We start from the raw sequence: 26,110 nt of genomic DNA on the forward strand, positions 1-26,110 counted from the left end.
AAAGCTGCTATTATGGCAGCCGAAATTTTCAAAGCCAGCCAAAAAAGTAACCGCATGTGCCTGATTCTTTTATCTTGGCAGGAGTCCGCGCAACGCCCACTGGTGGTCGCTGCCAACCGCGATGAATTTTTTCAACGCCCAACCGAGGCGGCCCACTTCTGGCCGGATCAACCCGACGTCCTAGCTGGTCGCGACGGCGAGTACGGTGGCAGCTGGCTCGGTCTCAGCCGCAGCGGTCGCTTTGCCGCCATCACCAATCTCCGGGAAGCGAGTGGCGGCGAACGCAGCCGTGGCGAGCTGGTTCGCGATTTCCTGAGCAGTTCGACATCCTGCGACTATTTTTTCGAGAGCGTAGAAGCGAACAAAGCGGCTTACCGCCCCTTCAACATGATTGCCTTTGACGGCCAACAGCTCGCTATCAGCCATAGCCTGCAAAGCGGCTGGCAGGCGCTGCCCCCCGGCCTGCACTGTGTGGGCAATATTCCATTTGGGGAGCACAACGCAAAGATCAACAAAGCCCTGAGCGACTTCGAAGGCAGAATGAGCAAGGATAGCGCTGCCGCGCTGCTGGCATTAATGCAGGACGACACCGAGAGTGAGAGCAGCCCCGAACCGCTGCAACGCGCCCTGTCCTGTCGCTTTGTACGCAGCGACGTTTACGGTACCCGCTCCAGCAGCGCGCTCATGCTTGACGACAAGTATCGCTGGGATTTTTGGGAGCAAAACTTTGACGCCAGGCAACGCGCAAGTGCGCTTCAGCACTTTCAGCTTCAGGGGTCGGTAAAACGCTGATTATTGACTGGGCGGCGCCAGCTTTTCCATGCCGAAATCCACCAATGCAGCCCTGACCATCAGCTTAACTTCATCGGCGGTGTCAGACTTCATCACGCGCTCCAGCAAGTCGCCAAGCTCGCTGTACCGAGCCCCGCGAACCACTGCTTTGACTTTCAACAGGCTGCTGTCATTCATCGACAACATGTCATAACCCATCGCCATCAACAACAGCACCGCGCCAGGGTCCCCCGCGAGCTCACCACAGATGCCGACCGGCTTGCCCTCGGCATGCGCAGCCCTCACAACCGTCAGCAGACACTCCATCACCGCAGGGTGGTAGGCGTGATAGAGGTCCGCCACGCGGGTATTGTTGCGATCCACCGCCAGCAAGTACTGTGTCAGATCATTGGAACCCACCGAGAGAAAATCAACACGGCGCGCCAGCTGCTGCGCCTGATAGACCGCCGCAGGCACTTCAACCATCACACCGATCGGCGGCATACTCAAATCCCAGCCGTCTTCCAACAGCTCATTGTAGGCCCGCCTGATCAACTCCAGCGCCTCGTCCAGCTCCTGCACATTGCTGATCATCGGCAGCATGATGCGAAGATTATCCAGCCCCTCACTGGCTTTCAGCATCGCCCGAACCTGCACCAGAAAAATCTCCGGATGATCCAGCGTGACGCGAATGCCGCGCCAGCCCAAGAAGGGGTTTTCTTCTTCAATTGGGAAATAGGGCAGCGCCTTATCGCCACCGACATCCAAGGTACGCATCGTCACCGGCAAAGGCGCAAAAGCAAGTAGCTGCTCGCGGTATATGACCCGCTGCTCTTCCTCACTGGGAAAACGCTCGCGCAGCAGAAAAGGAATCTCGGTCCGGTACAGCCCGACACCTTCTGCGCCCCGGTCCAGAGAGCGCACCACATCAGCCATCAGGCCGGTATTCACCCACAGTGGCATTCGGTGGCCGTCCAGCGTCTCACTGGGCAGGTCACGCAACGCCTCCAGCCCCTGATTGAGGGCGATATCCTCGTCAGACAATACCCTGAAGTGCTCATACACCTCCGCCGTCGGGTTGTAGTGCACCAAGCCACTGTAACCATCGACAATCAGGCTGGCGTGCTCAATCTGGGTATAGGGAAGATCACTCGCCCCCATCACGGTGGGAATGCCCATTGCCCGCGCTAGAATCGCCACGTGAGAATTACTGGAGCCGCGCACCGACACCATGCCCACCAGATGCTCCCTCGGCACCTCGCCCAGCATCGACGCCGTCAGCTCTTCGCCGACCAGAATCGTGTCGGGCGGATATTCGGTATCCCGCTCATTGCTGGCCTGCAAATAGCCCAGCACACGGCGCCCCAAATCTTTGATGTCGGTCGCGCGGTCGCGGAAGTAGGCATCTTCCATGGTTTCGAAGGCATTGGCATGGCCGTTGACGACTTGAGCCAGCGCGCCCTGCGCCCACTCGCCTTCGCGGATCTTGTCGACAATCTCCGACAGCCAGGCGCTATCATCAAGGATGCGCAGATAGACATCGAACAAGGCCAGCTCTTCGGATGAGAGCTGGCCCTTAAGTTTCTCGCCGAGTTGGCGAATATCTTCACGCACCGCATCCAGTGCCTGCTGGAAGGCCTTAATCTCTGCATCGGGCTCGTCCGTGCGGCGACGCGGTACGGAATTGAGATCGGCACTGGGCACGACAATCACCGCCCGCCCGATAGCGACCCCAGGTGCCCCGGCAATCCCCTTGAAAACAGCCGACGCAGCAACAGAATCCGCTTTTTGGCTGATCGAGCCGGTGGCTCTCGCATGAGCAATAACGCCCGCTAATTGCGCCGCCGCCGTAACCAGGAAGGCCTCTTCGTCTTCGTCAAAACGGCGACTGTCCTTCTGCTGTACAACCAACACGCCCAAGACTTCACGCTGGTGAATAATCGGCGCACCGAGGAAAGAGTGGTAGTGCTCCTCGCCGATGCCCGGCAAGAACAGAAAGTTAGGATGCTTTTCCGCGTGATCCAGGTTCAGCGGCTCTTCGCGACGTGCCACCTGACCAACCAGACCCTCATCCGGGCTGAGGCTGATCTTACCGATCAATTCAGGGTTCAGACCCTGGTTGGCGGCGAACACCAGCCGGCCTGTTTCCGGGTTACGCAGGTAGACGGTACACACCTCGGTGCCCATTACTTCGGCAACACGCTGAACAATAATCTCCAGCGTCGTCTGCAGGTCGCCAGCGGTATTGACCGACTGAACGATGCCCCTCAGCGCCGACAGCATCATCGCAGAGCACCACGCTGCGCATCACGCAGCAATCTGACATGTCGGGGAGAAAGCTCCTTCATTGCCCGCCGGTACACCTCTCGCTTGAAAGCAACAACCTGACCGAGCGGGTACCAGTAGCTGACCCACTGCCAGTAATCGAATTCGGGCTTGCGACCGCAGTTAAAGCGAATATTGGCTTCATCGCCGTGCAGGCGCAGCAAAAACCATTTCTGTTTCTGGCCGATACACAGCGGCTTATTATCGCGGCGCACCAGACGCTTGGGAAGGCGGTAGCGCAGCCAGCCACGCGTGCAAGCCAGCACCTCAACATCGTCTTCGCGCAAGCCGACCTCTTCATACAATTCCCGATACAGCGCCTGCTCCGGCGTCTCGCCGTCGTTGATGCCGCCCTGAGGGAACTGCCAGGCACTTTGACCAACCCGGCGCGCCCACAACACTTGGCCGTGCTCATTGGCAATCACGATGCCAACATTGGGACGAAAGCCATCCGAATCAATCACATGCTCACCTGTTTGTATCTTTTTTCTAGTTCGATCTATTGTTCCATAAATCGGCGGGACTGGGAATTCGCCACCACCTCACAAGGGCAGGTGCAAAAGCCCATAGCAGCCGTTATGCTTGCCAGCCTGCAACAGGAGACTGCGATGACACTGGCTATATTTGACCTTGATAATACCTTGCTCGGTGGCGACAGTGATCACGCCTGGGGGGAATTTCTGGTAGATCGCCAATGGGTGGATGCCGAGGAGCATCGCCAGCGCAATGATGAATTTTATCGCCAGTACCAGCAGGGCGGCCTGGATATAGACGCCTACCTTCGCTTTGCACTCGGTCCCATCGCCGGTCACCGCGTCGAAGAACTGCAGCCCCTGCACAACGATTTTATGGCGAATTATATCGCCCCCATGCGATTACCGAAGGCAGAACAACTGATCGAACATCACCGTGCGCAGGGCGATACGCTGATGATCATTACGGCTACCAATCGCTTCGTCACCGAGCCGATCGCGCGAGCGATGGGCATTCAGATCATGCTGGCCAGCGAGGCCGAAGTTGTCGACGGGCGCTACACCGGTAATAGTGAGGATATCCCCTGTTTCCAGGGCGGGAAAGTCATACGCCTGCAGCGCTGGCTGCGTGAAAATGGCGAGACATTGGCGGGCAGCTACTTTTATAGCGATTCACACAATGATTTGCCGCTACTTGAGCAGGTCGATCACCCGGTTGCGGTAGACCCCGATGATCGCCTTCGCGAAGCCGCTAACCGCGCAGGCTGGCCAATTATCAGCCTGCGCTAAGGGGTTTACTCACACTGGGCATCGTAGTCTTCGGCGCTCAGCAGATTCTCCAGCTCGCTAACATCGCTGGGCTGAAGACGGAAGAACCAACCATCGCTGTAGGGATATTCGTTAACGGTTTCGGGGCTTTCTTCCAAGGCGTCATTCACGGCAATTACCTCACCGGCGATGGGCGCGTAGATATCTGACGCCGCCTTCACCGACTCAACGACGGCCGCTTCTTCACCCGCGCCGTACTCGGAACCCACTTCCGGCAGTTCTACAAACACCACATCACCGAGCGAATTCTGAGCATGATCCGTAATGCCCACGGTGACCGTGCCATCTTCTTCCAGGCGCGCCCATTCGTGGCTGCTGGCATATTTCAATTCGCTGGGGGTATTGCTCATGGAGCGCTCCTACCAAAAAAGGGGGAATTTGCGCGCATTTTAACGCCGTAGTCGGCAAATACAAAGGGGATCAATGCAAACGACTGGCGCGAATACTCAGCATCACAGGCACCAGCCCAGCCAGCACCAAGGCCAATGACGGTAACGCAGCCATCTCCCACTGCCCTTCCGCCGTCATTTCGAAAATGCGTACGGCCAGCGTGTCCCAGCCAAAGGGGCGCAATAGCAGTGTTGCCGGCATCTCTTTCATTACATCAACAAACACCAGCACCAGCGCGGTAAACACACCCGGCCGCAACATCGGCAAGTACACCTCACGCAACACTCGCCAATTTCCCGCGCCGAGAGTTCGCGCCGCCTCGGGCAAACTGGGCCGCACCCGCTCCAGAGCCGACTCCAGCGGACCGCTGGCCACCGCCAGAAAACGAATCCAGTACGCGGCAAGCAGAGTCAGCACCGACCCCAGCAGCAGCGGCTGTGGATCAAAACCCAGACTCCGCTGCAAAGGCGCCAAGGCATTGTGTTCAATCCAGGTGAAGGACATCATGATTCCCACCGCCAGCACGGACCCCGGCAGGGCGTAACCCAGTTGTGCCGCGGCATAGATATTACCGCCCCGCAGCGAGCTGAAGCGTCGACAGAAGGCAAGAATCAGCGCCAGCGCGACGGTCAGCCCCGCGGCCATCCCCGCCAACCAGAGCGAATGCCCCAGCAGATCAAAGAAACGGGCGTTGAGTTGCTCAGCCCCCTCACCGACAGCCCACAGCAGCAATTGCACCATCGGCAAGACAAACGCCAACAACAACACCAGCGAACAGTAAGTAAACAGGCAAGCGCCAAGCAGAGGCGATGCCTGATAGCGTTGACGATGTTGTAATCTGCCGCCCTGCACAAACCGGCTGCGCCCACGCGACTGCCGCTCGGCAAACAGCGTCAGCGCCACAAACAGCAATAACAGCGACGCCAGTTGCGCCGCTGCCTGCAGATTGAAAAAGCCAAACCAGGACTTATAGATCGCCGTCGTGAAGGTATCGAAGTTGAAAACGGCGACCGTACCGAAATCGGCCAGGGTTTCCATCAGCGCCAGGGCGATCCCGGCGGCGATCGCTGGGCGCGCCATAGGCAGCGCCACTCGCAGAAAGGCCTGTCGGCCGGTACAACCCAGCACGCGAGCCACTTCCAAGGTTTCGGTGCTCTGCGACAGAAAAGCACTCCGCGCCAGCATGTACACATAGGGGTAAAGCACCAGGCCAAACACCACAATCACACTGGCCGTGCTGCGCACATCCACCCCCCAATGGGGACCGAGGATGCCGCGCAGATAGCCTTGCAAGGGGCCGCCGAAGTCAAACACGCCCAGCACCACAAACGCCATGACATAGGCGGGCACAGCCAGTGGCAACATCAGCAACCACTCAAACCAGCCGCGCCCAGGAAAGTCGCACATGGCAGTGCACCAGGCCAGACTGACCCCCAGCACCGTGACCAGCAGGCCAACCCCCACCATCAGTATCACGGTATTCAGCAGCAGTTGCGCCAACTGGGTGTCAGCCAGATGCTGCCAGACATCTCCCTCCGGGCTTGCCCAGCTGCTCAGCAGCACCAGTACCGGCACCAACACAGCGGCCACCAGCAGCAAACCCGCCGCACGGAGTAACAGCAGCGCCGACGGCCGCCGACTCAGACGCACACCAGCCGTCGGAGCGACGGCAGCCTCACTCACCCTAGCGGTATCCGGCGCGATCCATCAGGCGAATCGCCTCAGCCTGAAGACGTCCCGCCTCAACCACAGGCACATCGTCACCTTTGAATGGGCCCCAGTGTTTCAGCAGCTCCGAAGGCTGCGTATCAGGGTTTACCGGAAACTCCTGGTTGAGCTGCGCAAAGGCCTGCTGGGCCTCCGGGCCGGACAGCCACTCCAACAGCTGCTTGGCCAGATCCGGCTGTTTGCTGGCAAGGGTGACACCGGCACCGGAAATGTTCACATGCACACCGCGGTTCAATGGCGCCTCTCCACTTTGGTTTGCCCAGAACAGCTCTACCGGTAGCTCAGGATTATCTTTCTGCATCCGCGCCAGATAATAAGTATTCACCAGACCGACATCACACTGCCCGGCCGCAATAGCTTCTATCACTTTGTTATCACTGGAGAACGGCGGAACAGCAAGGTTATCGACCCAGCTCTTCACAATCTGACTGGCCTTTTCCTCGCCGTTTGCCACCATCATGGTCGCTACCAGCGACTGGTTATAGACCTTTTTGGAGGTACGCAGGCACAAGCGACCAGACCAGACCGGGTCGGCCAACTGCTCGTAACTGCTCAGCTCTGCGGGATCGACGCGCTCGGTGGAATAAACAATGGTGCGAGCCCGGATCGACAGACCAAACCAGCGCTCCTCGGGATCGTGCAGCGAGGTCGGCACATTGGCTTTAAGCACCTCAGATTCAATCGGCTGCAAAAGATCCATCTGCGCCGCCTGCCACAAATTGCCCACATCCACAGTCAGCAGGATATCGGCGGGGGAGTTTTCGCCCTCGGCCTGCAGGCGTGCCAGCAACGGCCCCGCCGAATCGGTGACGTAGCGAATTTCTACGCCGGTTTCCTCACTAAAGGTGTCAAAAATCGGCTTGATCAGCTGCTCAATGCGGGAGCTGTAAACCACCAGTTGCGGACCGGCAGGCTCCTCCGTGCGGCTGCATGCAGCCACAGACAGCAGGGTGGTAATAATCAGCAGCAAACGAAGCTTCATCAGGTAACACCTATATGTAATTTGTAAGAGCGAACAGGCGGACAATGATAATTATTATCATTAAGTGGCTCAAGAGCCTGCTCGCAGAGATTGCTGCGCTAGCGCCCCAATCCCATCGCACGCGCGATGACTTGCCGCTTCAATGGCACAGCCTTATCCAGCCACCGCATCCCGACATTCCGCAGCATGCGCAGCGGTGCGGCATCACTCTCAAACAGATTCTGAAAACCCTGCATGGCGGCCATCATCGCGAGATTTTCTCCCTTGCGGCGACGCTGGTAGCGAGCCAGCACGCCACTGTCGGCAAGGCTCAAGCCCCGCGCCAGTGCGCGCTGACACTCTTGCGCCAGCACCTGCGCATCACCAAAGCCCAGATTGATACCCTGTCCTGCCAGCGGATGAATGGTGTGCGCGGCATCCCCCAGCAACACAATCCCCTGCCGGGAGTACTGCACTGCATGGCGCTGACGAAGCGGAAAACGCACTCGGCGACTGGTGGCAATCACCGCCCCCAGGCGGTACTCAAAATGCCGCGCCAGTGCCGCGTTGAACTCGCTGTCATCCATTGCCATCAATGTCTCGGCAAAGTCAGGGGTCGCCGACCACACAATTGAACTGTAGTGCTGGCTGCGATCGCGATCCGGCAAGGGCAAAAACGCCAGCGGCCCTTGAGGCAGAAAACGCTGCCAGGCGGTGGCCCGATGCGGTCTTTCCGTTTCCACCGTACAGACGATGGCATGATGGTGGTAATCCCACTCCCGAGTCTGAAAACCGCCCCACTGGCGCATCCTCGAATTTGCACCATCAGCCGCAACGATCAGCGGCGCACGCAGCACCCGACCATCTTCCAACTGCAACTCCCCGCCATCGCCCACGGCCTGCCAGGCGGCTACCGGCGTGTTGAACATCAAGCGTACGGACGTCTCCCTCAGCTTGTTGATCAGGGCAGCCGTGATCAACCGGTTCTCAACGATATGGCCCAGTGCCGACTGACCGACATCGTCGGCCGAAAAATGGATTTCACCGGTACCTTCCGCATCCCACACCTGCATATCGCGGTAGGCGCAGGCGCGGCGTTCGCTGATGGCTGACCACACACCAAGACGGTCAAGGAACGTCCGCGATGCCTCGGTGAGAGCACTGACACGGGCGTCATAGTCGAGCACGCTTTCATCCAGCGGCGGCCAGCCCTGGCGCTCAGGCTGGGCATCGATCACGGCAATCTTTAGCGGTGACTCGGCCATTGCCAGCGCAAACGCACCGCCCGCCAAACCGGCACCAACAACAATCAAATCGTATTTTTCAGCCGAGGCAGTCACCGTGGCAGCTCTCCATCACGCCCATTCATGACCCCCGCCGCACGGGCAGTGAAACGGGATTTTAGCGGCGGATGACTATCCAGCAGAGCCAGCCCCAAGTTGCGCGCCAGACTCAGTACCGGCTGGCGGTTACTGAACAGCCGCGTGACGCGATCGGAGAACAGCGTGGTCAGCAACTGATCGCCGTACTGCCCCCGAAGATAGCGCTGCAGAACGGCCAACTCTCCCGGCGACTCGCCGGTTTCAGCCGCTGCGCTGACCTCTCGCGCCAATGCATCGGCATCGCGCAGCGCCAGATTGTAGCCTTGACCGGCCACCGGGTGCAGCGCATGCGCCGCGTTGCCCATCACCACAACATGGCGACGCACCTGCTCCTCTGCCACGCTGAGCTGCAGGGGAAAACGTGCTCGCTGGCCGACTTTCAACAACCGACCCAGGCGGTAGCCGAACTGCTCTTGCAGGCGACGCAGAAACTCCTCGTCGCTCCAGTTCATCGCTGCGTCCGCATCGTCTTCCGGAAAGGTCCACACCAGCGCCGATCGCGATCGGCCCTCGTCATCGGGCAGCAGCGGCAACATTGCCATTGGCCCCTCTGCAGTAAAGCGCTCGTAAGCCATGCCGTCATGGGCACGCTCTGTTGCGATATTGGCGATTACCGCCGTCTGCGCGTACTCATCAACCTGCCGATGGATACCCAGACGGTCGCAAAGGCCCGAGGCCGCCCCATCAGCCACTACCAATAATTTGGCCGACAGCGACTCCACGGCATCTGCTCTCCGTACATCCAATGACGCCGCTCCGACGTTCAGGCTAACGGCCTCAACCGTGGCCGGAGAGATAAAATCCACGTTGGTATGACGACGCAGGTGATTCAGCAGAACATTGCCCAGCCAGGCATTTTCCACCACATAGCCCAGCGCCGGCCACTGCAGCTCCTCGCAGCGCATCATCGCACCGCCGAAATGACCGCGATCCGATACTTGAATCTGCGTGATATCCGCCACGTGGTCGCGCAGCGTTGGCCACAAGCCCAGCTCTTCATAGATACGCCGACTGCCATAAGACAGCGCGGTTGAACGGGCATCGAAACTCGGCCGATACGTCGGCCCCTCGGCATTCAGTGGCGGCAGCGGAAAGCTTTCCACCACCGCGACGTTCAGCTTGCCACGACTGTGGTGATGCAGGCACAAGGCCAGACTGGCCCCCACCATGCCACCTCCGGCAATCAACACATCGTAATCGGCACTCACCGACGCGCCTCCGCCATCAGTGCTTCGATGTCATCGGCGGCCTTTGGCACGCCACCGGTCAGAATTTCACAGCCGTCGCGGGTCACCACCACATCGTCTTCAATGCGAATGCCGATGCCACGCCAGCGCGCCTCGACATCACGATTATCCGGTGCGACATAAATGCCCGGCTCCACCGTCATGACCATGCCCTCTTCCAGCACTCGCCACTCACCGCCCACCTTGTAGTCACCGACGTCGTGAACATCCATCCCCAGCCAATGGCCCGCGCGGTGCATATAAAAAGGACGGTAGGCCTCCGCCTGAATCAGCGCATCGCGCTCACCCTGCAACAACCCCAGCTCCAGAAGCCCTTCGGTGATCACCCGCACCGTTTCCTCGTGGGGTTGATTCCAGTGATTGCCGGGACGCGTCGCTGCGATGGCAGCTTCCTGTGCCGCCAGCACAATGTCATACAGCGCCCGCTGTTCCGGGGAAAAGCGACCATTGGCCGGAAAGGTCCGGGTGATATCTGCGGCGTAGGCCTCAAACTCACAACCTGCGTCAATTAACACCAGGTCGCCATCGCGAATCGCACTGCTGTTTTCCACGTAGTGCAAGATGCAGCCGTTTTTACCGGCACCGACAATGCTGCTGTAAGCGGGAAAGCGTGCGCCCGCCATGGCGAACTCGTGCTGAATCTCTGCCTCGAGCTGATATTCGTAGACACCGGGCTGACAGAAGCGCATCGCACGGCAATGGGCCTCGGCAGAAATTTCGCCGGCCCGGCGCATAATGCGCAGCTCCGCGGCGCTTTTGTACAGACGCATATCATGCAGCAGGTGGTCCAGGTCGAGAAACTCTCCCGGCGGCTGCGCGCCGCTGCGCACCTTGGAGCGAATCACATTTACCCAGTGCATGACCTGCTGATCGAACTCGGTGTGGCGGCCCATGGCGTAATACACCCGCTGCCGCCCCTCAATCAGGCCGGGCAGAATGTCATCGATATCACCAATGGGGAAAGCGTCATCGGCACCGAACTCTTCACAGGCGCCTTCCGGCCCGGCGCGATAACCATTCCATAGCTCCATCGCGGGATCGCGCTCGCGGCAAAACAGGATGTATTCGCCCTGCTCTCGACCCGGCAGCAACACCAGTACCGCCTCGGGCTCGTCGAAGCCACTCAGGTAAAAAAAGTCGCTATCCTGACGAAAGGGGTATTCCGAGTCGCGACTTCGGGTTTGCAGGCTGGCCGACGGCACAATGGCAATACTGCCCGGCTCAAGCAAGGCCATCAGATTTTTGCGACGACGCGCGAATTCCTGTTTGCTGATCCCCATACCGCCTCTTCTCTCTGTTCGCTGCACTCTCCAGTGCGCTATGCCCGTCTCTATCTACGGCGAACGGGCGCTCTCTGATTGCGGCCTCAGTGCAAGCGTGCCGCTGAACCTTTTCCCGGCGCGTCGCGATTGCATTCAAGGAAAATGCTCATTGCCACCACACGCACATATTCGCTGATTTCCACCAGATCCTGCTCGCCCTCTTCATGTTCGGCCTCGTCGGCGGAAATCTGGGCAATGGCCGCCAAGTCACTCAGCGCCTCACGACTGTCTTCCGACAGGGCGTCAAAGTTCGCACCCTGACCCTTGCGCTGCTTACCGGCCATCGCAAATCCGGTCAGGAAACCTTGCACCCATTGGCCGAGGCTGACAATACGCTGACTGAGATCCAGCTCGTCGCCGGGCAACAACAATTGCAGGTCGAGATTTTCCGAACTGAGCGCCGCCAGCGCATTGCGATAAACATCAAACAAGGCATCGCCCTGCTCGGGGTTCGGCGTCTCAACATCCAGCAGTTCGCCACAGTGCTTCAACCAGGCTTCGCGCTCAACGCGACCGCCTATCGCCAAAAAGCCCACAGCGTAACCGTGCAGTTCAGCAGGCGGCTGCAACGCACCCATACTCAAAAACAGATTGGCTAACTCGTCGTGGTCGAGATTGTCTGACATTGCGCTCCCCGGCGTCATTTCAGGCAGGAAGCGCATGGTAGCGCCGATTGGGTCTAAAATCGAATAATGGAAAGCCCCTCAGCGTTGACCCGCCAACAAGCCGCAATCTACTATTGTGCGACCTTGCCCGGCGACGGAATGTAATAAGATGGACGATCGACAGCTACAATTGCTGGAACGAAAAGTCGATGAGCTGATCCAACTGTGCGAACAATTGGACCGCGAAAACCGCGCACTCAAATCCGACACTCAAGATTGGAAAATTGAGCGCGAATCGCTGATAGAAAAAACCGACACTGCCCGGGCCAAAGTCGATGCCATGATTCAGCGCTTACGCGCGCTGGAGAAAGACAGCTGATGGCCGCCTGACGCCCAATGGAGACACGCCGTGAGCAAAGAGACGGTCATCGTTAAAATCCTCGACAAGGAATATCAGGTCGCCTGCCCCCCCGATGAACAAACGGGATTGCTGGAAGCCGCTCGCTACCTCGACCAGAAAATGCGGCAGATTCGCAGCTCAGGAAAAATCATTGGCCTCGAGCGGATCGCCGTGATGGCCGCCCTGAACATCAGCTACGAACTTCGCGAAGCAAGCAAAAGCGGCGTCAGCAGTGGCCAGGAAGACGCCGCCAGCAAGCGCATTCACGACAAGATTGACGAGACCCTCCACCGTTGCCGACAACTGGATATCGGCTAAGCCTTTCGCAGGTCGGGTGTTAAGGCCCGCCAGCAAACGGTATACTTACAACACCCTGGGATATTGGCTAGGCCGTCTAGACCCCTGAGCCGATGCTTTTTACCCCGGAACAAACCAGTCGGTACTTGTGTGCATGTCCGCGTGACGGAAAGCCTTATAGTGCCACGGCGAGTTCCACCTTGAACCGCTGGGTTCAAGGGCCACGCGGCCGGCGGTATCTCGGGGCCCTTATCCTTCCCTGTCTTGTTGCCATGCCGTCATGACCAGCAAAGCCCAGCTCCGCCAGACCCTGCGCGCTCGCCGTCGAGCACTGAGCACACAGCAACAATCAATTGCGGCACGGGGTATCATCAAGCAGCTGAACAAGCTGGCAAGCTTTCGCAAGGCACGGCATATCGCCTGCTATCTCGAAAATGATGGCGAACTTGGCACGCAGCCTCTGCGGCGGGATTGTCAGGGACGGGGCATCGCCTGCTATCTGCCTGTTGTGCATGCCGAGGCCGGGCACTTCTCCATGCGCTTTCATCATCACCGCCACGGCCAGAGCCTGCGCAGCAACCGTTTTGGCATTGCCGAGCCAAATGCCTGGCGCAGTCCGGCCATGCCCGCTCGAGAACTCGATATCGTACTGATGCCTCTGGTGGGGTTTGATCGGGCAGGACGGCGTCTCGGCATGGGTGGCGGCTTTTACGATCGCGCACTGGCTTTTATCGCCCGCCGTCCACCGCCGCGTAAGCGACCGCTGCTGGTTGGCGTGGCACACAGCTGCCAGGAACTCGAGCAGTTACCGCACGAGCCCTGGGACGTACCACTGGATATTATCGTGACCGAGCGGGAGCTGATTCGCCCCCGCAGGTAAACCTCAGCTCAGGAATTGCTGATAGGCAAGATTATCGCTCTCTTCATGATACGGGTAGGCGAGCTTCTCCAGGAAAACCTCAATCGCCTTCCGCTCTTCCTTGGTCGCCTGCAAACCCACCAGTACACGCCCGTAGGCCGCGCCGTGATTCCGGTAATGGAACAGGGAAATATTCCAGCGATTACCCAGACGCGTCAGGAAGTTCATCAGGGCGCCTGGACGCTCGGGAAACTCAAAGCGATACAATAGCTCGCTCTTGACTGCCGCCGGACGATGCCCGCCCACCATGTGGCGAATATGCAACTTGGCCATTTCGTTGTCGGTCATATCCTCGACGGGATAGCCCAGCTCGCGCAGTGACTCGACCAGCTCTTCGCGGCCGCTGCCGCCAGCCGCCACCGCTACACCCACAAAAATCTGCGCGTCGCGGTCGTCGCCGAAGCGATAGTTGAACTCGGTGATATTGCGCTTGCCCAGCGCCGCACAGAACTTTTTGAAGCTGCCCGGCTGCTCGGGGATCGTCACACTGAGGATGGCCTCGCGTTGCTCGCCGATTTCGGTGCGCTCAGAGATATAGCGCAGACGGTCAAAGTTGGTATTGGCGCCGCTGTCGATAGCCAGTAGGGTTTTTCCTTCGCAGCCTTCCTGCTCGATATATTTCTTCAGACCCGCCAGCGCCAGCGCTCCGGCTGGCTCCGCAATCGAGCGGGTGTCTTCAAAAATATCCTTGATAGCCGCGCAGATTTCATCGGTATTGGCAGTAATCACCCCATCGATGGTCTTGCGCAGCACCCGGAAGGTTTCCTTGCCGATCTGCGCCACAGCCACGCCATCGGCAAAGATACCGACCTCTTTCAGGCGCACCCGCCGCTGCTTTTCCATCGCCGCTTTCAGACAGGCAGCGTCTTCAGGCTCGACGGCAATCACTTTGACCTCGGGGCGAACATACTTGATGTAGGCTGCGACACCGGCGGCAAGACCGCCGCCCCCCACCGGCACGAACACTGCATCCAGCGGCCCGGTGACCTGGCGGAGAATCTCCATCCCCACCGTCCCCTGACCGGCGATCACCTCGGGATCATCGTAGGGGTGGACATAGACCATGCCCTTTTCCTGAACCAGCTTCTGCGCATAGGCAGAGGCTTCGTCGTAGGTATCACCATGCAACACCACTTTGCCGCCGCGCGAGCGGACCGCATCCACCTTGATCTGCGGGGTGGTGCGCGGCATAACGATAGTCGCTTTCACACCCAGCTTCAGCGCCGACAGTGCCAGGCCCTGCGCGTGATTTCCCGCCGACGCCGCCACTACACCCAACTTGCGCTCAGCCTCGCTCAGGCTGGCCATTTTGTTGTAGGCCCCACGCAGCTTGAAGGAAAATACCGGCTGGAGATCTTCCCGCTTGAGCAGAATCTGGTTCGCAAAACGCTTGGAGAGCAGGCGCGCCTCATCAATTGGCGACTCAATCGCCACGTCGTAAACCCGCGCGTCGAGGATTTTCTTGATGTAGCTCTGCGGCATAACTCTCCAGCTCCTGTTGCCCCGCGGACCCGTCGGCCCGCGCAAATGGAAGCCAGCAAGTCTACCGCGTCACCGCCCGTCACACCATGAAGACAAAGCTCGCAGGCAAAAAAAAGCCCGCCGGAGCGGGCCTGGGTCAGGCAGCCATCCGCTAACCGTTCAAACGCCAGCCAAAGCGAACTTCCGCCGACGCCGCCTGGGGGATACCGCCGAGGGTTTCGGGCTCAAAACGACACTTCATGATGGCCTCCAGCGCCGCACTGTCCAGACGCTCAAAACCGCTGCTCTCGACCACTCTGCCGCCGATAACCTGACCGTCAGCATCGATATCAAACAGCATGCGAACCATGCCTTCCTGCCGCAGCCGGACGGCCGCACGGGGATAGCTGGGCTTGTTGCAACTGTTCCAATCCACGCTCGCCCCAATACGTTCCGCATTCGCGCCGGGGCGCGGCAGCGACTTCACCTCTTCAGGCACTGCCGCTATCGCCTTTTCTCTTTGCTCTGCGCGCTGCCGATCCTGAACGCGCTGGCGAGCCAACTCGGCCTCACGGGCGCGGCGCTCTGCCTCCAGCGCACTCTGCCTTGCGGCCTCAGCCGCCGCCTGCGCTTCGGCCAGTGCTGAAGCCTGCTCTGCGAGGACCGCGTTCTGTTCCTGCTGACGCAGAGCCTGCTCGCGCTGGCTGAATGCGCGATCCAGACTGGCCTGCCACTGATTCAATGCCCGTCCCTCATCGTCGGCAAGATCGGCATCCGCCAAGCTCGCCAACACCTCAACGGTTTCAACACCGCCACCTTGCGACGCATCACCGTTGTCGGCAAGTTGCATAAACCATGCTGTGGCCGCCGCCACCGCGCACACAGCCAGCAATACCACCGCAATAAAGGTTTCCGCCGACTGCACCAGATTCTGTTTGGCATTGTCGCCGTGCAAAGTTGACTCGATCGCTGTATTCACGCCCGCCCCCTATGCCGTCAAGCCAAACAGACGGCCGATACGACCGAAAATGCCGCGCCGATCGGTCTCGGGTTTCGGCGGCGTTTTGGCCGCGGCCAGACGCCGAGTCTGCTCAGGGTTTTTCTTGAGAATATCAAAGCGACGTACCGCAAGATTGACGCTGCCACGAAGCAAGCCCTCACTGATGGGTTTGCTGAGAAAGCGGTAGATTTGTCCGCGATTGATCAATTCGATACCGTGACCGGCATCGGCCCTGGCGGTCAGAACAATCGCCACCAGCGCAGGATGGTGCTCGCGCAATGCCGCCAGCAATTGCGTTACGCTCTCGCCGCCTACCGCCAGCTCGGTAATGATGACGCCAATATTCTGCTGCTCCAACACATCCAGCGCGCTGTCGAGATCTGTCGCCGTGAAGACCGGCCGATCTTTGTGCAACACTCGCTGCAATACATCTCGGGTAGTGCTGTCCTCGTCCAGTACCAGAATCCCGGTCTGATCCGCATCAACGGCTGGCGCCGCAACCGCCGCCTCCGACTCTTTAGCCAGCGCCTGCGCCTCGGGCACCTGGTCCACTTCCGACGCCTTTACCGCTGCGGCGATGGTTTCGCGCAAGTCATTGTTCGACCAAGGCTTGTTGATAAAACGAAAAATCTCGCCATCATTGATCGCACCCAGAATCGCGCTGAGATCGGAATAGCCGGTCAACAAGACTCTGATCGCCCGCGGTCGCAGCTCACGCGCGCTGCGCAACACTTCCACTCCGGTCATCTCCGGCATGCGCTGATCGGAGACAATCACATCGAAGTCCTTCTCCTTCAACAGTGCCACGGCATCGGCGCCACTGTTTGCCGTGCACACCTCATAGCTACTGCGGAACAATGCCTTCAACGCCACGAGAATACGCGGCTCGTCATCGACAAACAGAATGCGCGCTTTACTATCTGCTGCGGTTGTCATACTACCCACTCCTTTATGCCTCACTCTCACTGAGAATGACGCTTTCTTCTGTCACTACATCCCCTGCGGGCTGGCTCGCAGCGCTAATCGGCAGACTCACCCGGAATTCCGTACCCTCGCCGGGCTGCGACTCCACGGTGATCTGGCCGCCATGATCCTCGATAATGCGGAACACAATTGACAGCCCCAGCCCCGTGCCTTCGCCAACGGGTTTGGTCGTAAAGAAGGGCTCGAAGATATGTGCCACCGTATCGGCATCCATACCGCAGCCGGTGTCGCGCACCTTCACCACGGCATTGTCGCCATCGCGCTCGGTCGTGACAGTCAGCGTTCCCTGTCCGCCCATCGCCTGAGCCGCGTTATTGATCAGATTCAGGAAAACCTGGTTAAGCTGGGATGGCGCGCAACTGATATCCGGCAGCTCGGCAAACTGCTTTTCAACGACGAGGTCTTTGATTTGGTTCTGACAGATTTTCAGCGAGGTTTCGACCCCCTCATTGAGATCGAAAAGTTCGGTGTGGGAGCGATCGACACGACTGAAGTTCTTCAGACTCATGACCAACTCGGCGATCTGCTCCAGACCATACTGAGCATCCCCCAGCAGCATATCGAACTCTTCGCGGCTTTCTCCGTCGATCTGCTCCTCCATCGAGGCCACCAGCTCTCGCACGATGGACACATTGCTGTTGGCATAGCCCAGCGGTGTATTAATTTCATGCGCAACACCCGCCACCATCTGACCGAGCGATGCCATTTTCTCTGACTGAATAAGCTGCGCCTGTTGCAGGCGAAGATCATCCAGCGCCTGACTCAGGTCCTGGGTGCGCTCAGCAACCACCCCTTCCAGGTTAACGTTGGCATCCTGCAGTTCCAGGTTGAGCTGATCCAGTTCCTGGAAGCTGCCCCGCAGTCGCCAGGCAATCAGACCAAAGGCCAGCAACAGCGCAGCCGCGTATACCGCCAAGGTGAGCTTGTTGCGATCAGCCGTCGCCTGTAACTGGGAAAAATGGTTTTCATATCGCGATGAGAGGTTCGCGAGCGCACTGGCGGCACCCGCCTCGGCAATCGTATCAAGCTGCTGCATCAGCTCATCGCGAGTAAATCGCAGACCATCAACCGTGTCCTGCAGCTGAGACAAGGCGATTAATGCCTCGCGATCATCCAGACTGCTCGCTTGAACAGTGATGGTCGCGTTGAGCTGATCAATGCGCTCGGCGTTACCGGCATCCGACAGCAAGCTGTAGGCGGTGGCTTCCTGCAACAAGCGTTTGATATCACGCTCTAACGCGGGGCTGTTATCGATGGCCGGCGCGCTCAGCACCGAGACACCGCCGGTACGCATGCCGGCAAACAACAGACGGAAGCGGCGCAGCGCATCGCGGTAGGGCTCGAGCAGCTTGAGCTTTTCTTTCGCACTGACCACATAATCATTCAGCGCGCGGTCGACCAGCGGCGACTGGCCTTTCATACCCGCCTGCCCTGTGGCAATCGCATTCACCTCTGCCTCAAAGCGCTCGGCGGCCGCCAGCATGGCGATGGGCTCGCCGTCGAGCTGAAGCGGTGCGCGGACGATGGCGTGATTAAGCTGCCGGTCAGACAGCTGGAGTGCATCGAGCTGCTCCATCCGCACCACATGCAGCCCCGCCTCCAGCGGATCCCGAAGGGTTACCCACAACAAATAGCCCAGCATGGAAAATGCGAGAACAACAGCGACAGGGGCCAATACCCGCTGAATGCGGAATCCCCTTTTTACAGGCGCATTACGCAGCCCGTCTTGCGACGTCTTTTCGACTCGGCTCATGCGGTCTCCTACCAACCCCGGGTGTCAGAGCGCCAGCTGTTTCCGCTCGCTACTCCATTTTTATTCTTATTGGCGACCATTTAGGTATTTATACGACTTCTTTGATCGCCAGATTAGTGATAGCCGAACGTTGGAGCATAAAAGCTCACCCGGAAAATGTCTAGGTAAGCCAAAGACCTGGCATTGCCCCCGCACGCCAGCTTGGACTCGCCATCGTCACAAGCGCTGCTTTATACTGATCGCTTTGCAGCCCACGAACAGTCCGATTATGAATCAAGACCAGCTTAAGCAGGCGGTGGCCGCCGCCGCCATCGAACAGGTAAAAGACGCCATTTACGACGGTGAAATCATCGGCATTGGCACTGGCTCCACCGCCAACTGCTTTATTGACCTGCTGGCCAACTTCAAGAATGACATCAAAGCCACCGTCGCCAGCTCAGAAGCGTCGGCCGAGCGACTGCGCGGCCACGGCATCGAGGTGATGGATCTGAACAGCGCAGGCACACTGGCGGTGTATGTAGATGGCGCCGACGAGAGCAACCACCGACTGGAATTGATCAAGGGCGGCGGCGCCGCGCTGACCCGTGAAAAAATCGTCGCGGCGGCCAGCAAGAAATTCATCTGCATTGCCGACGAGAGTAAATTGGTCGACCAGCTGGGCGCCTTCCCCCTGCCAGTGGAGGTGATTCCCATGGCACGCAGCTACGTTGCCCGCGAGCTATTGAAACTCGGCGGCAATCCCGTTTACCGGGAAGGCGTGGTGACGGACAACGGCAACATCATCCTCGACGTCTACGACTTCATGATCGCAACCCCTCAGAAAACCGAGGAAACCATCAACGGGATTACCGGGGTTGTCACTAACGGACTTTTTGCGCTGCGCCCTGCCGACTTGCTACTGCTCGGCACGCCCGAGGGTGTCAGAACCCTGCAACGCTAACCCCTGCTTTCAGGAACACCGACGATGTTCAACAATATTCTGATTGTCTGCATTGGCAACATTTGCCGCAGCCCCACCGTCGAATACATGCTCAAGCACAAGCTGGCCGGCAACAAACCCAACATTACCGTTCACTCGGCGGGCTTGGGCGCTCTGGTCGACAAACCGATCGACGAATCTGCCGCTGCACTACTCAGCGAGCACGATATTAATCCTGACGGACACAGCGCACGACAACTGACACGCGAGATGCTGACTCAGGCAGACTTGATCCTGACGATGGAGCAACGCCACATTCGCGACATCAACAAGATGGCCCCCCAGGTCGGCGGCAAGACGTTTCTGCTGGGCAAGTGGTCACAGAATCAGGAAGTGCCCGACCCCTATCGCAAAAGCCGCGAAGCGTTCGAGCATGTCTACGAACTGATGGATACATTCACCGACGACTGGATGAAGTATCTATAAGCGCCGCGAGTGCGACGCTCGACGTGTCGATCAGGGGTGCGAGGCCTTACAGGCTTCCATCATGCGCTTAACCGGCTGCACCTGATTCATGGTGTAAAAGTGGATGCCCGGCGCCCCGCCCTCCAGCAGTATCTGACACAGCTCGGTCACATACTCTTCGCCAAAGGCCGCAACACTCTCAAGGTCGCTGCCATAGCCTTCCAGCTTGCGACTTAGCCAGCGAGGGATTTCCGCCCCACAATTCCGCGAGAAACGCGCCAGATTACTGTAGTTAGTAATTGGCATAATGCCGGGGTAAATCGGCTTGTCGATACCCGCCTTCTCGCAGGCATCCAGAAAATAGAAATAAGCATCGGCGTTAAAGAAGTACTGGGTGATGGCACTGTTGGCGCCAGCGTCCAGCTTATCTTTCAGAAACTGAATATCCTGATCATAACTGGGCGCATCAGGGTGAATTTCCGGATAGGCGGCCACTTCCAGTTCGAAGTGATCGCCGGTGTGCTTGCGAATGAACTCCACCAGCTCACGGGCGTAGATCAACCGCGTCGCTCCCATTCCTGAGGGAATATCGCCGCGCAGCGCCACAATGCGGCGTACACCCGCCTCACGATACTGCTCGATCAGTGACAGCACCTCAGCCTCTTCATCACCACCGAAGGACAGATGCGGAGCCACATCAATGCCCGCCGCGAGCGTTTCCAGCACAATGCCTCGGGTATTGTCGCGAGTAGAACCGCCAGCACCATAGGTGACCGAGAAAAAATCCGGATCGAGAGCATTTAATTCGGTGCGCGTCTGCTTGAGCTTGTCGCGACCGACTTCGGTTTTAGGAGGAAAGAATTCAAAACTGTAGCGCTTGGACATGGCGGTATCCGCTTATTCTGGGATGTTAAAACTGGCGTACCCGGCTGTATCGGGCAAGCAGTCGGGCAGCAGCGCCGCCCGACTGGTATGGCTTCGCCGAGACGGCTTAGTACTTGTAGCTATCCGGCTTGAACGGGCCTTCCACCTTCACACCGATGTAGTCGGCCTGATCCTGACGCAGCTTGGTGATCACACCACCAAAGCCCGCCACCATATGGGCAGCCACTTCTTCGTCCAGCTTCTTGGGCAGTACTTCAACGGTGATCGCACCGTCTTTCAGCTCCGCTTCCAGATCGGCAAAGCGACGCTCGTACAGGTAGATTTGCGCCAGCACCTGGTTGGCGAAAGAGCCATCCATGATACGGCTGGGGTGACCCGTCGCATTACCCAGATTCACCAGGCGGCCTTCTGACAGCAGGATCAGGTGATCGTTGCTGCTGCGGTCGCGGTAAACCACGTGCACCTGGGGCTTGATCTCGTCCCACTCCCAGTTCTTGCGCATGTACGCCGTGTCGATCTCGTTGTCGAAGTGACCGATGTTGCAGACCACACAGCCATTTTTCAGCGCGGCCAGCATATTGGCATCGCAAACGTTGACGTTACCGGTGGTCGTCACCAGCAGATCAGTGTTGCCCAGCAGGTCGCGATTGATACTGTCGGCACTGCCGGAATTAATACCATCGATGTAAGGCGATACCACTTCAAAACCGTCCATGCAGGCCTGCATCGCGCAGATCGGATCGACTTCGGTTACCTTCACGATCATACCTTCCTGACGCAGCGACTGAGCAGAACCTTTACCCACATCACCGTAGCCAATTACCAGGGCTTTTTTCCCTGACAACAGGTGGTCGGTCGCGCGCTTGATGGCGTCATTCAGGCTGTGGCGGCAACCGTATTTGTTGTCGTTTTTCGACTTGGTGATCGAGTCGTTCACGTTGATCGCAGGCACTTTCAGGGTACCTTTGCGCAGCATTTCCTGCAGGCGGTGCACACCTGTCGTCGTCTCTTCCGTGATGCCGTGAATCTTATCCAGCATCTGCGGATATTTGTCGTGCAGAATGCCGGTCAAGTCACCGCCATCATCCAGCACCATATTGGCATCCCAAGGCTGACCATCTTTCAGAATAGTCTGCTCAATGCACCACTCGTACTCTTCTTCCGTCTCACCCTTCCAGGCAAAAACCGGGATGCCCGCAGCGGCAATCGCAGCGGCGGCATGGTCCTGCGTCGAGAAGATGTTGCAGGATGACCAGCGCACTTCCGCGCCCAGCGCGATCAGCGTCTCGATCAGCACGCCGGTCTGGATAGTCATGTGGATACAACCCAGAATTTTCGCGCCAGCCAGCGGCTTGCTGTCACCGTACTTTTCACGCAGCGACATCAGCGCAGGCATTTCGCCTTCTGCGATGCTCAGTTCTTTGCGGCCCCAAGCGGCCAGTGAGATATCAGCCACTTTATAGTCGCTGAAGTTTTCCACGGCAGTTACCGTTGCAGTCATGATCAATTCCTCATCGTTGTCGGATTGGGCGGGCGCTTCTACACCGCCGCTTTCAGCGCGTCGGCGCGATCGGTTTTTTCCCAGCTAAACGCCGTGCTGGTCTCGCTGCGCACTTCGCCGTTTTCTTTCCACTCGTAGGTGTGCTCGTAGGGCTCGCGACCAAAGTGACCGTAGGCCGCAGTCGGCTGATACATCGGGTGCGCCAGGTCGAGCATGTTGGTAATGCCGTAGGGGCGCAGGTCGAAGACTTCGCGCACGGCAGCAACCAGCTTCTCATCGCTGACTTTGCCGGTGCCGAAGGTATTGACGGAAATCGAGGTCGGCTCTGCCACACCGATGGCGTAGCTCACCTGAATTTCACAGCGGTCAGCCAGGCCGGCGGCGACGATATTCTTCGCCACATATCGACCGGCATAGGCTGCGCTGCGATCCACCTTTGAGGGGTCCTTGCCCGAGAACGCACCGCCACCGTGACGCGCCATGCCGCCGTAGGTATCCACGATAATTTTACGGCCGGTCAGGCCACAGTCGCCCACCGGCCCACCGATGACAAACTTGCCAGTCGGGTTGATGTGAAACTGGGTGCCCGCGTGCAGTAACTCGGCGGGCAGCACGTGCTTGATGATTTCCTCACGCACCGCTTCCTGCAGATCGCTTTGGCTGATGTCCGGGTTGTGCTGGGTAGACAGCACCACCGCATCGACCGCGACCGGCTTGCCGTTTTCGTAGCGCAAGGTCACCTGGCTTTTGGCATCCGGGCGCAACCACGGCAGCACACCGTTTTTACGCAGGTAGGCCTGACGCTCCACCAAGCGGTGAGAGTAGAACAGCGGCGCAGGCATCAGCGTATCGGTTTCGTTGGTCGCGTAGCCGAACATCAGGCCCTGGTCACCGGCGCCCTGATCTTCGGGACGCGCGCGGTCAACGCCCTGATTGATGTCCACCGACTGCTTGCCGATGGCATTCAGTACCGCGCAGCTGGCGCCGTCAAAACCCACGTCCGAGCTGTTGTAGCCGATGCCGGTAATCACGTCTCGAATAATGTCTTCGAGGTCGACATAACAGGAGGTGGTCACTTCACCGGCAACAATCGCCATGCCGGTTTTCACCAGCGTTTCCACCGCCACGCGCGCGTGCTTGTCGCGGGCCAGAATCGCATCGAGAACCGCATCAGAAACCTGATCGGCCATTTTGTCCGGGTGGCCTTCCGAGACCGACTCGGAGGTAAACAGACTGTATTCCGACATGAAGTGTCTTCCTCATCATTGTGGCCGATAGGGCCTGTTTGCTTATTAGCCGTCCGACTTCAAAAACTGCCGAACCTGTACGCGAAAACCGTTCAACTGGGCCAGATACACCGACGGCCCTTCTTCCAAGCCACTGCCAGTGGCCCACTCATTCAATTCTTCCGGCGCGATACCCAGCCACAGATCACCGCAGGCTTCCCGCGCCCAGTTCTGGTCGTGGGGGCAAAGCTCCGCCACACAAAACACTCCGCCAGGACGCAGCAGGCGCTGCGCATCGCGGAAGATATCCGCTGGCGAAGGCACGTGGTGCAGCACCATGTTCGCCACCACACAATCTGCTGTCGCGCTCGGCAACGCCGCGCTGCGGCTGTCGCCTAACAAGCAGCGCACATTATCCAGTGACTGCCCGGCAACATACGCCTGCGCTTTGGCCAGCATCGCCTCGCTGTTATCCAGCGCAATCACCTGGCGGTAGCGCGGCGCCAACTCAGCCAGAAACGCCCCTTCACCGGGACCGATCTCAATGGCCAGCTCACCGCCGCCGGGCTGAGCGGCGCGCAGCATTTCCGCTGCGCTGGGGCCATACACCCCAAAGGCCACCATCTGCTCCTGCTGCTCACCAAACTCCCCGGCATGCTCGGCAAAAAACGCGCGGGAGCGCTCGGCGCGCTCAGCAACAACCTCGGCAAGCCGCTGCTGCTGCCCGGCATCCAGACGGAGCTGCTCGGCGGCATTGAGCACAGCGGTATGCAGCTCGCGCAGCGCGGCCGTTTCGGCCTGCCAGTTGCGGCGGTAAAACAGGCTGTTGCCCTCGCGGCGACGAGCCACCAAGCCCGCCGCTGCCAAAATTTTCAGGTGATGGCTCATACCGGACTGACGGACATCCAGGATCTGACACAGCTCCTGCACGCTATAGGCATCGCGACTTAATACCCGCAATACCTGCAGGCGCAGCATATCGCCACCCGCCTTGCACAACTGCAACACCATGGCGCTGATATCGCCCCCTGAAGGGGGACGCGAGGGAGATTCTGAGGAATCTGCGGGCGTCATCGAGCAAGAGCTGGCTTCCATGGCGCCGCAGTGTAACAGCCTTTCAGACTATATCAAAATATTTTGATATAGATTACAGCGTTGTCATTAACGGGCAATCAACGCCGCTCTCGGCGCGGGTGCCGACGGCATTGAATGACGGAGAATACGCCACACCACCTGCCCAAACTGGCGGGGTAGCGAGCCGGTATTATAGTGCTGGCCATAGCGTCGGCAGATCTCCTGCACGTCGAGGGAAAGCCCCTGGTAGCGGTGCGCGGGCACGGTGGGGAACAAGTGGTGCTCAATCTGATGACTCAGGTTACCGGACAGGATATGGAACCACTTGCCGCCGCGCAGATTGGAGGAACCCCGCAGTTGACGCAAATACCAGTGCCCGCGACTCTCACCATCCAGCACGGAGCGATGAAACACCTCGGCATCGGTGGTGAAATGGCCGCAGAAAATAATGGTGAAGGTCCACAGATTGCGAATCAGGTTCGCAACCAGATTACCGCTCAGCACGGTGAGAAAGAACGGCCCCGCCAACAAGGGAAAAAACAGGTAATCCTTGAGCAGCAGGCGGCGGCTTTTCCGCCACACCGGACGAAACTCACGGCGAATTTGCGCCCAGCTTTTGCGGCCATTCAGCAGCTTGCCCAACTGCAACTCCTGAATGGCGACCCCCCACTGAAACAATAGCGCCAACAGGGCGGCGAAAAGCGGCTGAAGAATAAAAGCCGGATGCCAGCGCTGCTCTGGGAACAGGCGCAACAGGCCATAACCCACGTCATCGTCGACACCTTTGATATTGGTGTAGGTGTGGTGCTTGTAGTTGTGGCTTTCGCGCCAGTTATCGCTGGTGCCCACCGTATCCCACTCGTAACTGGCACCACTGAGCGCAGGGTCATTCATAAAATCGTACTGGCCGTGCATAACATTGTGGCCGATTTCCATATTCTCCAGAATTTTGGAAATACCCAATAACAGGGTTCCCAGCAACCATGCCAGCGGAAAAATGCCTGCAAACAAGAGGCCGCGACCGGCAAACTCCAGATATTGCTGCACGCGAATAATCCGACGGATATAGCGCGCATCGCGCTCTCCCACATCAGCAATGGCCTGTTGCTGAAGCGCATCCAGCTCGGCACCAAAAGCCGCCAGCTCTTCGGGACTCAATGCCCGGCTTTTACTTTTACTCTGACTCATCTCACT

The 26,110-nt window shown here is 58.7% G+C and carries 25 protein-coding genes and 1 other RNA gene; 8 read left to right on the forward strand and 18 right to left on the reverse strand.

The features are described 5' to 3' along the window. Positions 1 to 12 precede the first annotated feature (12 nt). Positions 13 to 792, forward strand: a complete 780-nt coding sequence (locus tag AC5DB9_RS00880; protein WP_273009244.1) for an NRDE family protein — start codon at positions 13 to 15, stop codon at positions 790 to 792. On the opposite strand, the gene ptsP is transcribed toward AC5DB9_RS00880, so the two are convergent. Beyond that, entirely contained in the window at positions 793 to 3,054 is a 2,262-nt protein-coding gene (ptsP, locus tag AC5DB9_RS00885; RefSeq protein WP_273009379.1) for a phosphoenolpyruvate--protein phosphotransferase, read from the reverse strand. Then, a complete protein-coding gene (rppH, locus tag AC5DB9_RS00890; RefSeq protein ID WP_022958628.1) occupies positions 3,054 to 3,560 on the reverse strand; it encodes an RNA pyrophosphohydrolase in 507 nt (168 codons plus the stop codon). The genes ptsP and rppH overlap by 1 nt, the downstream gene beginning before the upstream one ends. Positions 3,561 to 3,704: 144 nt before the next feature. Here rppH and AC5DB9_RS00895 point away from each other — a divergent pair, with 144 nt between their 5' ends. Continuing rightward, positions 3,705 to 4,358, forward strand: a complete 654-nt coding sequence (locus tag AC5DB9_RS00895; RefSeq protein ID WP_022958629.1) for a histidinol-phosphatase — start codon at positions 3,705 to 3,707, stop codon at positions 4,356 to 4,358. Positions 4,359 to 4,363: 5 nt separating this feature from the next. Here the strand turns inward: AC5DB9_RS00895 and gcvH are convergent, their stop codons facing one another. From gcvH to AC5DB9_RS00930, 7 genes are all read right to left on the reverse strand, one after another. Next, complete coding sequence (gene gcvH, locus AC5DB9_RS00900) at positions 4,364 to 4,747, reverse strand: glycine cleavage system protein GcvH (RefSeq protein WP_022958630.1); 384 nt, start codon at positions 4,745 to 4,747, stop codon at positions 4,364 to 4,366. Between the two features lie 70 nt (positions 4,748 to 4,817). Further along, positions 4,818 to 6,470, reverse strand: coding sequence for an ABC transporter permease (locus AC5DB9_RS00905; protein WP_273009247.1), 1,653 nt, complete (start codon positions 6,468 to 6,470; stop codon positions 4,818 to 4,820). A gap of 1 nt (position 6,471) precedes the next feature. Next, the gene (locus AC5DB9_RS00910; protein WP_022958632.1) at positions 6,472 to 7,497 is read right to left on the reverse strand and encodes an extracellular solute-binding protein; all 1,026 of its coding nucleotides are present in this window, start codon (positions 7,495 to 7,497) and stop codon (positions 6,472 to 6,474) included. A 98-nt stretch (positions 7,498 to 7,595) separates the two neighbouring features. After that, positions 7,596 to 8,816, reverse strand: a complete 1,221-nt coding sequence (locus AC5DB9_RS00915; RefSeq protein WP_273009249.1) for an FAD-dependent monooxygenase — start codon at positions 8,814 to 8,816, stop codon at positions 7,596 to 7,598. Continuing rightward, on the reverse strand, positions 8,813 to 10,066 hold the full coding sequence (ubiH, locus tag AC5DB9_RS00920) for a 2-octaprenyl-6-methoxyphenyl hydroxylase (RefSeq protein WP_273009251.1): 1,254 nt from the start codon (positions 10,064 to 10,066) through the stop codon (positions 8,813 to 8,815). Before ubiH ends, AC5DB9_RS00915 begins: the two co-directional genes overlap by 4 nt. After that, positions 10,063 to 11,385: a Xaa-Pro aminopeptidase gene (pepP, locus tag AC5DB9_RS00925; protein WP_022958635.1), complete on the reverse strand. Its 1,323-nt coding sequence runs from the start codon at positions 11,383 to 11,385 to the stop codon at positions 10,063 to 10,065. Before pepP ends, ubiH begins: the two co-directional genes overlap by 4 nt. Before the next feature lie 86 nt (positions 11,386 to 11,471). After that, positions 11,472 to 12,053, reverse strand: coding sequence for a UPF0149 family protein (locus AC5DB9_RS00930; RefSeq protein ID WP_028968256.1), 582 nt, complete (start codon positions 12,051 to 12,053; stop codon positions 11,472 to 11,474). Positions 12,054 to 12,201: 148 nt separating this feature from the next. Here AC5DB9_RS00930 and AC5DB9_RS00935 point away from each other — a divergent pair, with 148 nt between their 5' ends. The 4 genes from AC5DB9_RS00935 (at position 12,202) to AC5DB9_RS00950 (ending at position 13,609) form a co-directional block, all read left to right on the forward strand. Beyond that, entirely contained in the window at positions 12,202 to 12,411 is a 210-nt protein-coding gene (locus AC5DB9_RS00935; RefSeq protein WP_022958637.1) for a TIGR02449 family protein, read from the forward strand. A 30-nt stretch (positions 12,412 to 12,441) separates the two neighbouring features. Then, on the forward strand, positions 12,442 to 12,750 hold the full coding sequence (locus AC5DB9_RS00940) for a cell division protein ZapA (RefSeq protein ID WP_022958638.1): 309 nt from the start codon (positions 12,442 to 12,444) through the stop codon (positions 12,748 to 12,750). A 49-nt stretch (positions 12,751 to 12,799) separates the two neighbouring features. Continuing rightward, positions 12,800 to 12,980, forward strand: a non-coding RNA gene (gene ssrS / locus AC5DB9_RS00945) — 6S RNA. 29 nt (positions 12,981 to 13,009) lie between these two features. Continuing rightward, positions 13,010 to 13,609, forward strand: a complete 600-nt coding sequence (locus tag AC5DB9_RS00950; protein ID WP_273009255.1) for a 5-formyltetrahydrofolate cyclo-ligase — start codon at positions 13,010 to 13,012, stop codon at positions 13,607 to 13,609. 3 nt (positions 13,610 to 13,612) lie between these two features. Here AC5DB9_RS00950 and ilvA read toward each other — a convergent pair whose 3' ends face one another. From ilvA to AC5DB9_RS00970, 4 genes are all read right to left on the reverse strand, one after another. Next, positions 13,613 to 15,130 carry a threonine ammonia-lyase, biosynthetic gene (gene ilvA, locus AC5DB9_RS00955; protein ID WP_022958640.1) on the reverse strand — a complete coding sequence of 506 codons (1,518 nt, stop codon included), beginning with the start codon at positions 15,128 to 15,130 and terminating at the stop codon, positions 13,613 to 13,615. A 151-nt stretch (positions 15,131 to 15,281) separates the two neighbouring features. Further along, on the reverse strand, positions 15,282 to 16,088 hold the full coding sequence (locus tag AC5DB9_RS00960) for an energy transducer TonB (protein ID WP_273009257.1): 807 nt from the start codon (positions 16,086 to 16,088) through the stop codon (positions 15,282 to 15,284). A 9-nt stretch (positions 16,089 to 16,097) separates the two neighbouring features. Beyond that, on the reverse strand, positions 16,098 to 17,045 hold the full coding sequence (locus tag AC5DB9_RS00965) for a response regulator (RefSeq protein WP_273009259.1): 948 nt from the start codon (positions 17,043 to 17,045) through the stop codon (positions 16,098 to 16,100). Positions 17,046 to 17,058: 13 nt separating this feature from the next. Next, positions 17,059 to 18,846: an ATP-binding protein gene (locus tag AC5DB9_RS00970; protein ID WP_273009261.1), complete on the reverse strand. Its 1,788-nt coding sequence runs from the start codon at positions 18,844 to 18,846 to the stop codon at positions 17,059 to 17,061. Between the two features lie 268 nt (positions 18,847 to 19,114). Between AC5DB9_RS00970 and rpiA the strand changes: the two genes are divergently transcribed. Beyond that, the gene (gene rpiA, locus AC5DB9_RS00975; RefSeq protein ID WP_273009263.1) at positions 19,115 to 19,786 is read left to right on the forward strand and encodes a ribose-5-phosphate isomerase RpiA; all 672 of its coding nucleotides are present in this window, start codon (positions 19,115 to 19,117) and stop codon (positions 19,784 to 19,786) included. A gap of 24 nt (positions 19,787 to 19,810) precedes the next feature. Next, a complete protein-coding gene (locus AC5DB9_RS00980) occupies positions 19,811 to 20,251 on the forward strand; it encodes a low molecular weight protein-tyrosine-phosphatase (RefSeq protein ID WP_273009265.1) in 441 nt (146 codons plus the stop codon). Between the two features lie 30 nt (positions 20,252 to 20,281). Here AC5DB9_RS00980 and metF read toward each other — a convergent pair whose 3' ends face one another. The 5 genes from metF to AC5DB9_RS01005 form a co-directional block, all read right to left on the reverse strand. Beyond that, positions 20,282 to 21,115, reverse strand: a complete 834-nt coding sequence (metF, locus tag AC5DB9_RS00985) for a methylenetetrahydrofolate reductase [NAD(P)H] (protein WP_273009267.1) — start codon at positions 21,113 to 21,115, stop codon at positions 20,282 to 20,284. A gap of 106 nt (positions 21,116 to 21,221) precedes the next feature. Beyond that, positions 21,222 to 22,616: an adenosylhomocysteinase gene (ahcY, locus tag AC5DB9_RS00990; protein ID WP_022958647.1), complete on the reverse strand. Its 1,395-nt coding sequence runs from the start codon at positions 22,614 to 22,616 to the stop codon at positions 21,222 to 21,224. Between the two features lie 38 nt (positions 22,617 to 22,654). Beyond that, positions 22,655 to 23,863 (reverse strand): methionine adenosyltransferase, encoded by a 1,209-nt coding sequence (gene metK / locus AC5DB9_RS00995; RefSeq protein WP_273009270.1) that lies wholly within the window; start codon positions 23,861 to 23,863, stop codon positions 22,655 to 22,657. Between the two features lie 45 nt (positions 23,864 to 23,908). Continuing rightward, positions 23,909 to 24,937 carry an ArsR/SmtB family transcription factor gene (locus tag AC5DB9_RS01000; protein WP_273009271.1) on the reverse strand — a complete coding sequence of 343 codons (1,029 nt, stop codon included), beginning with the start codon at positions 24,935 to 24,937 and terminating at the stop codon, positions 23,909 to 23,911. A 66-nt stretch (positions 24,938 to 25,003) separates the two neighbouring features. Beyond that, complete coding sequence (locus AC5DB9_RS01005; protein WP_273009272.1) at positions 25,004 to 26,104, reverse strand: fatty acid desaturase family protein; 1,101 nt, start codon at positions 26,102 to 26,104, stop codon at positions 25,004 to 25,006. Between the last annotated feature and the right edge of the window lie 6 nt (positions 26,105 to 26,110).

The organism is Spongiibacter sp., assembly GCF_984394615.1.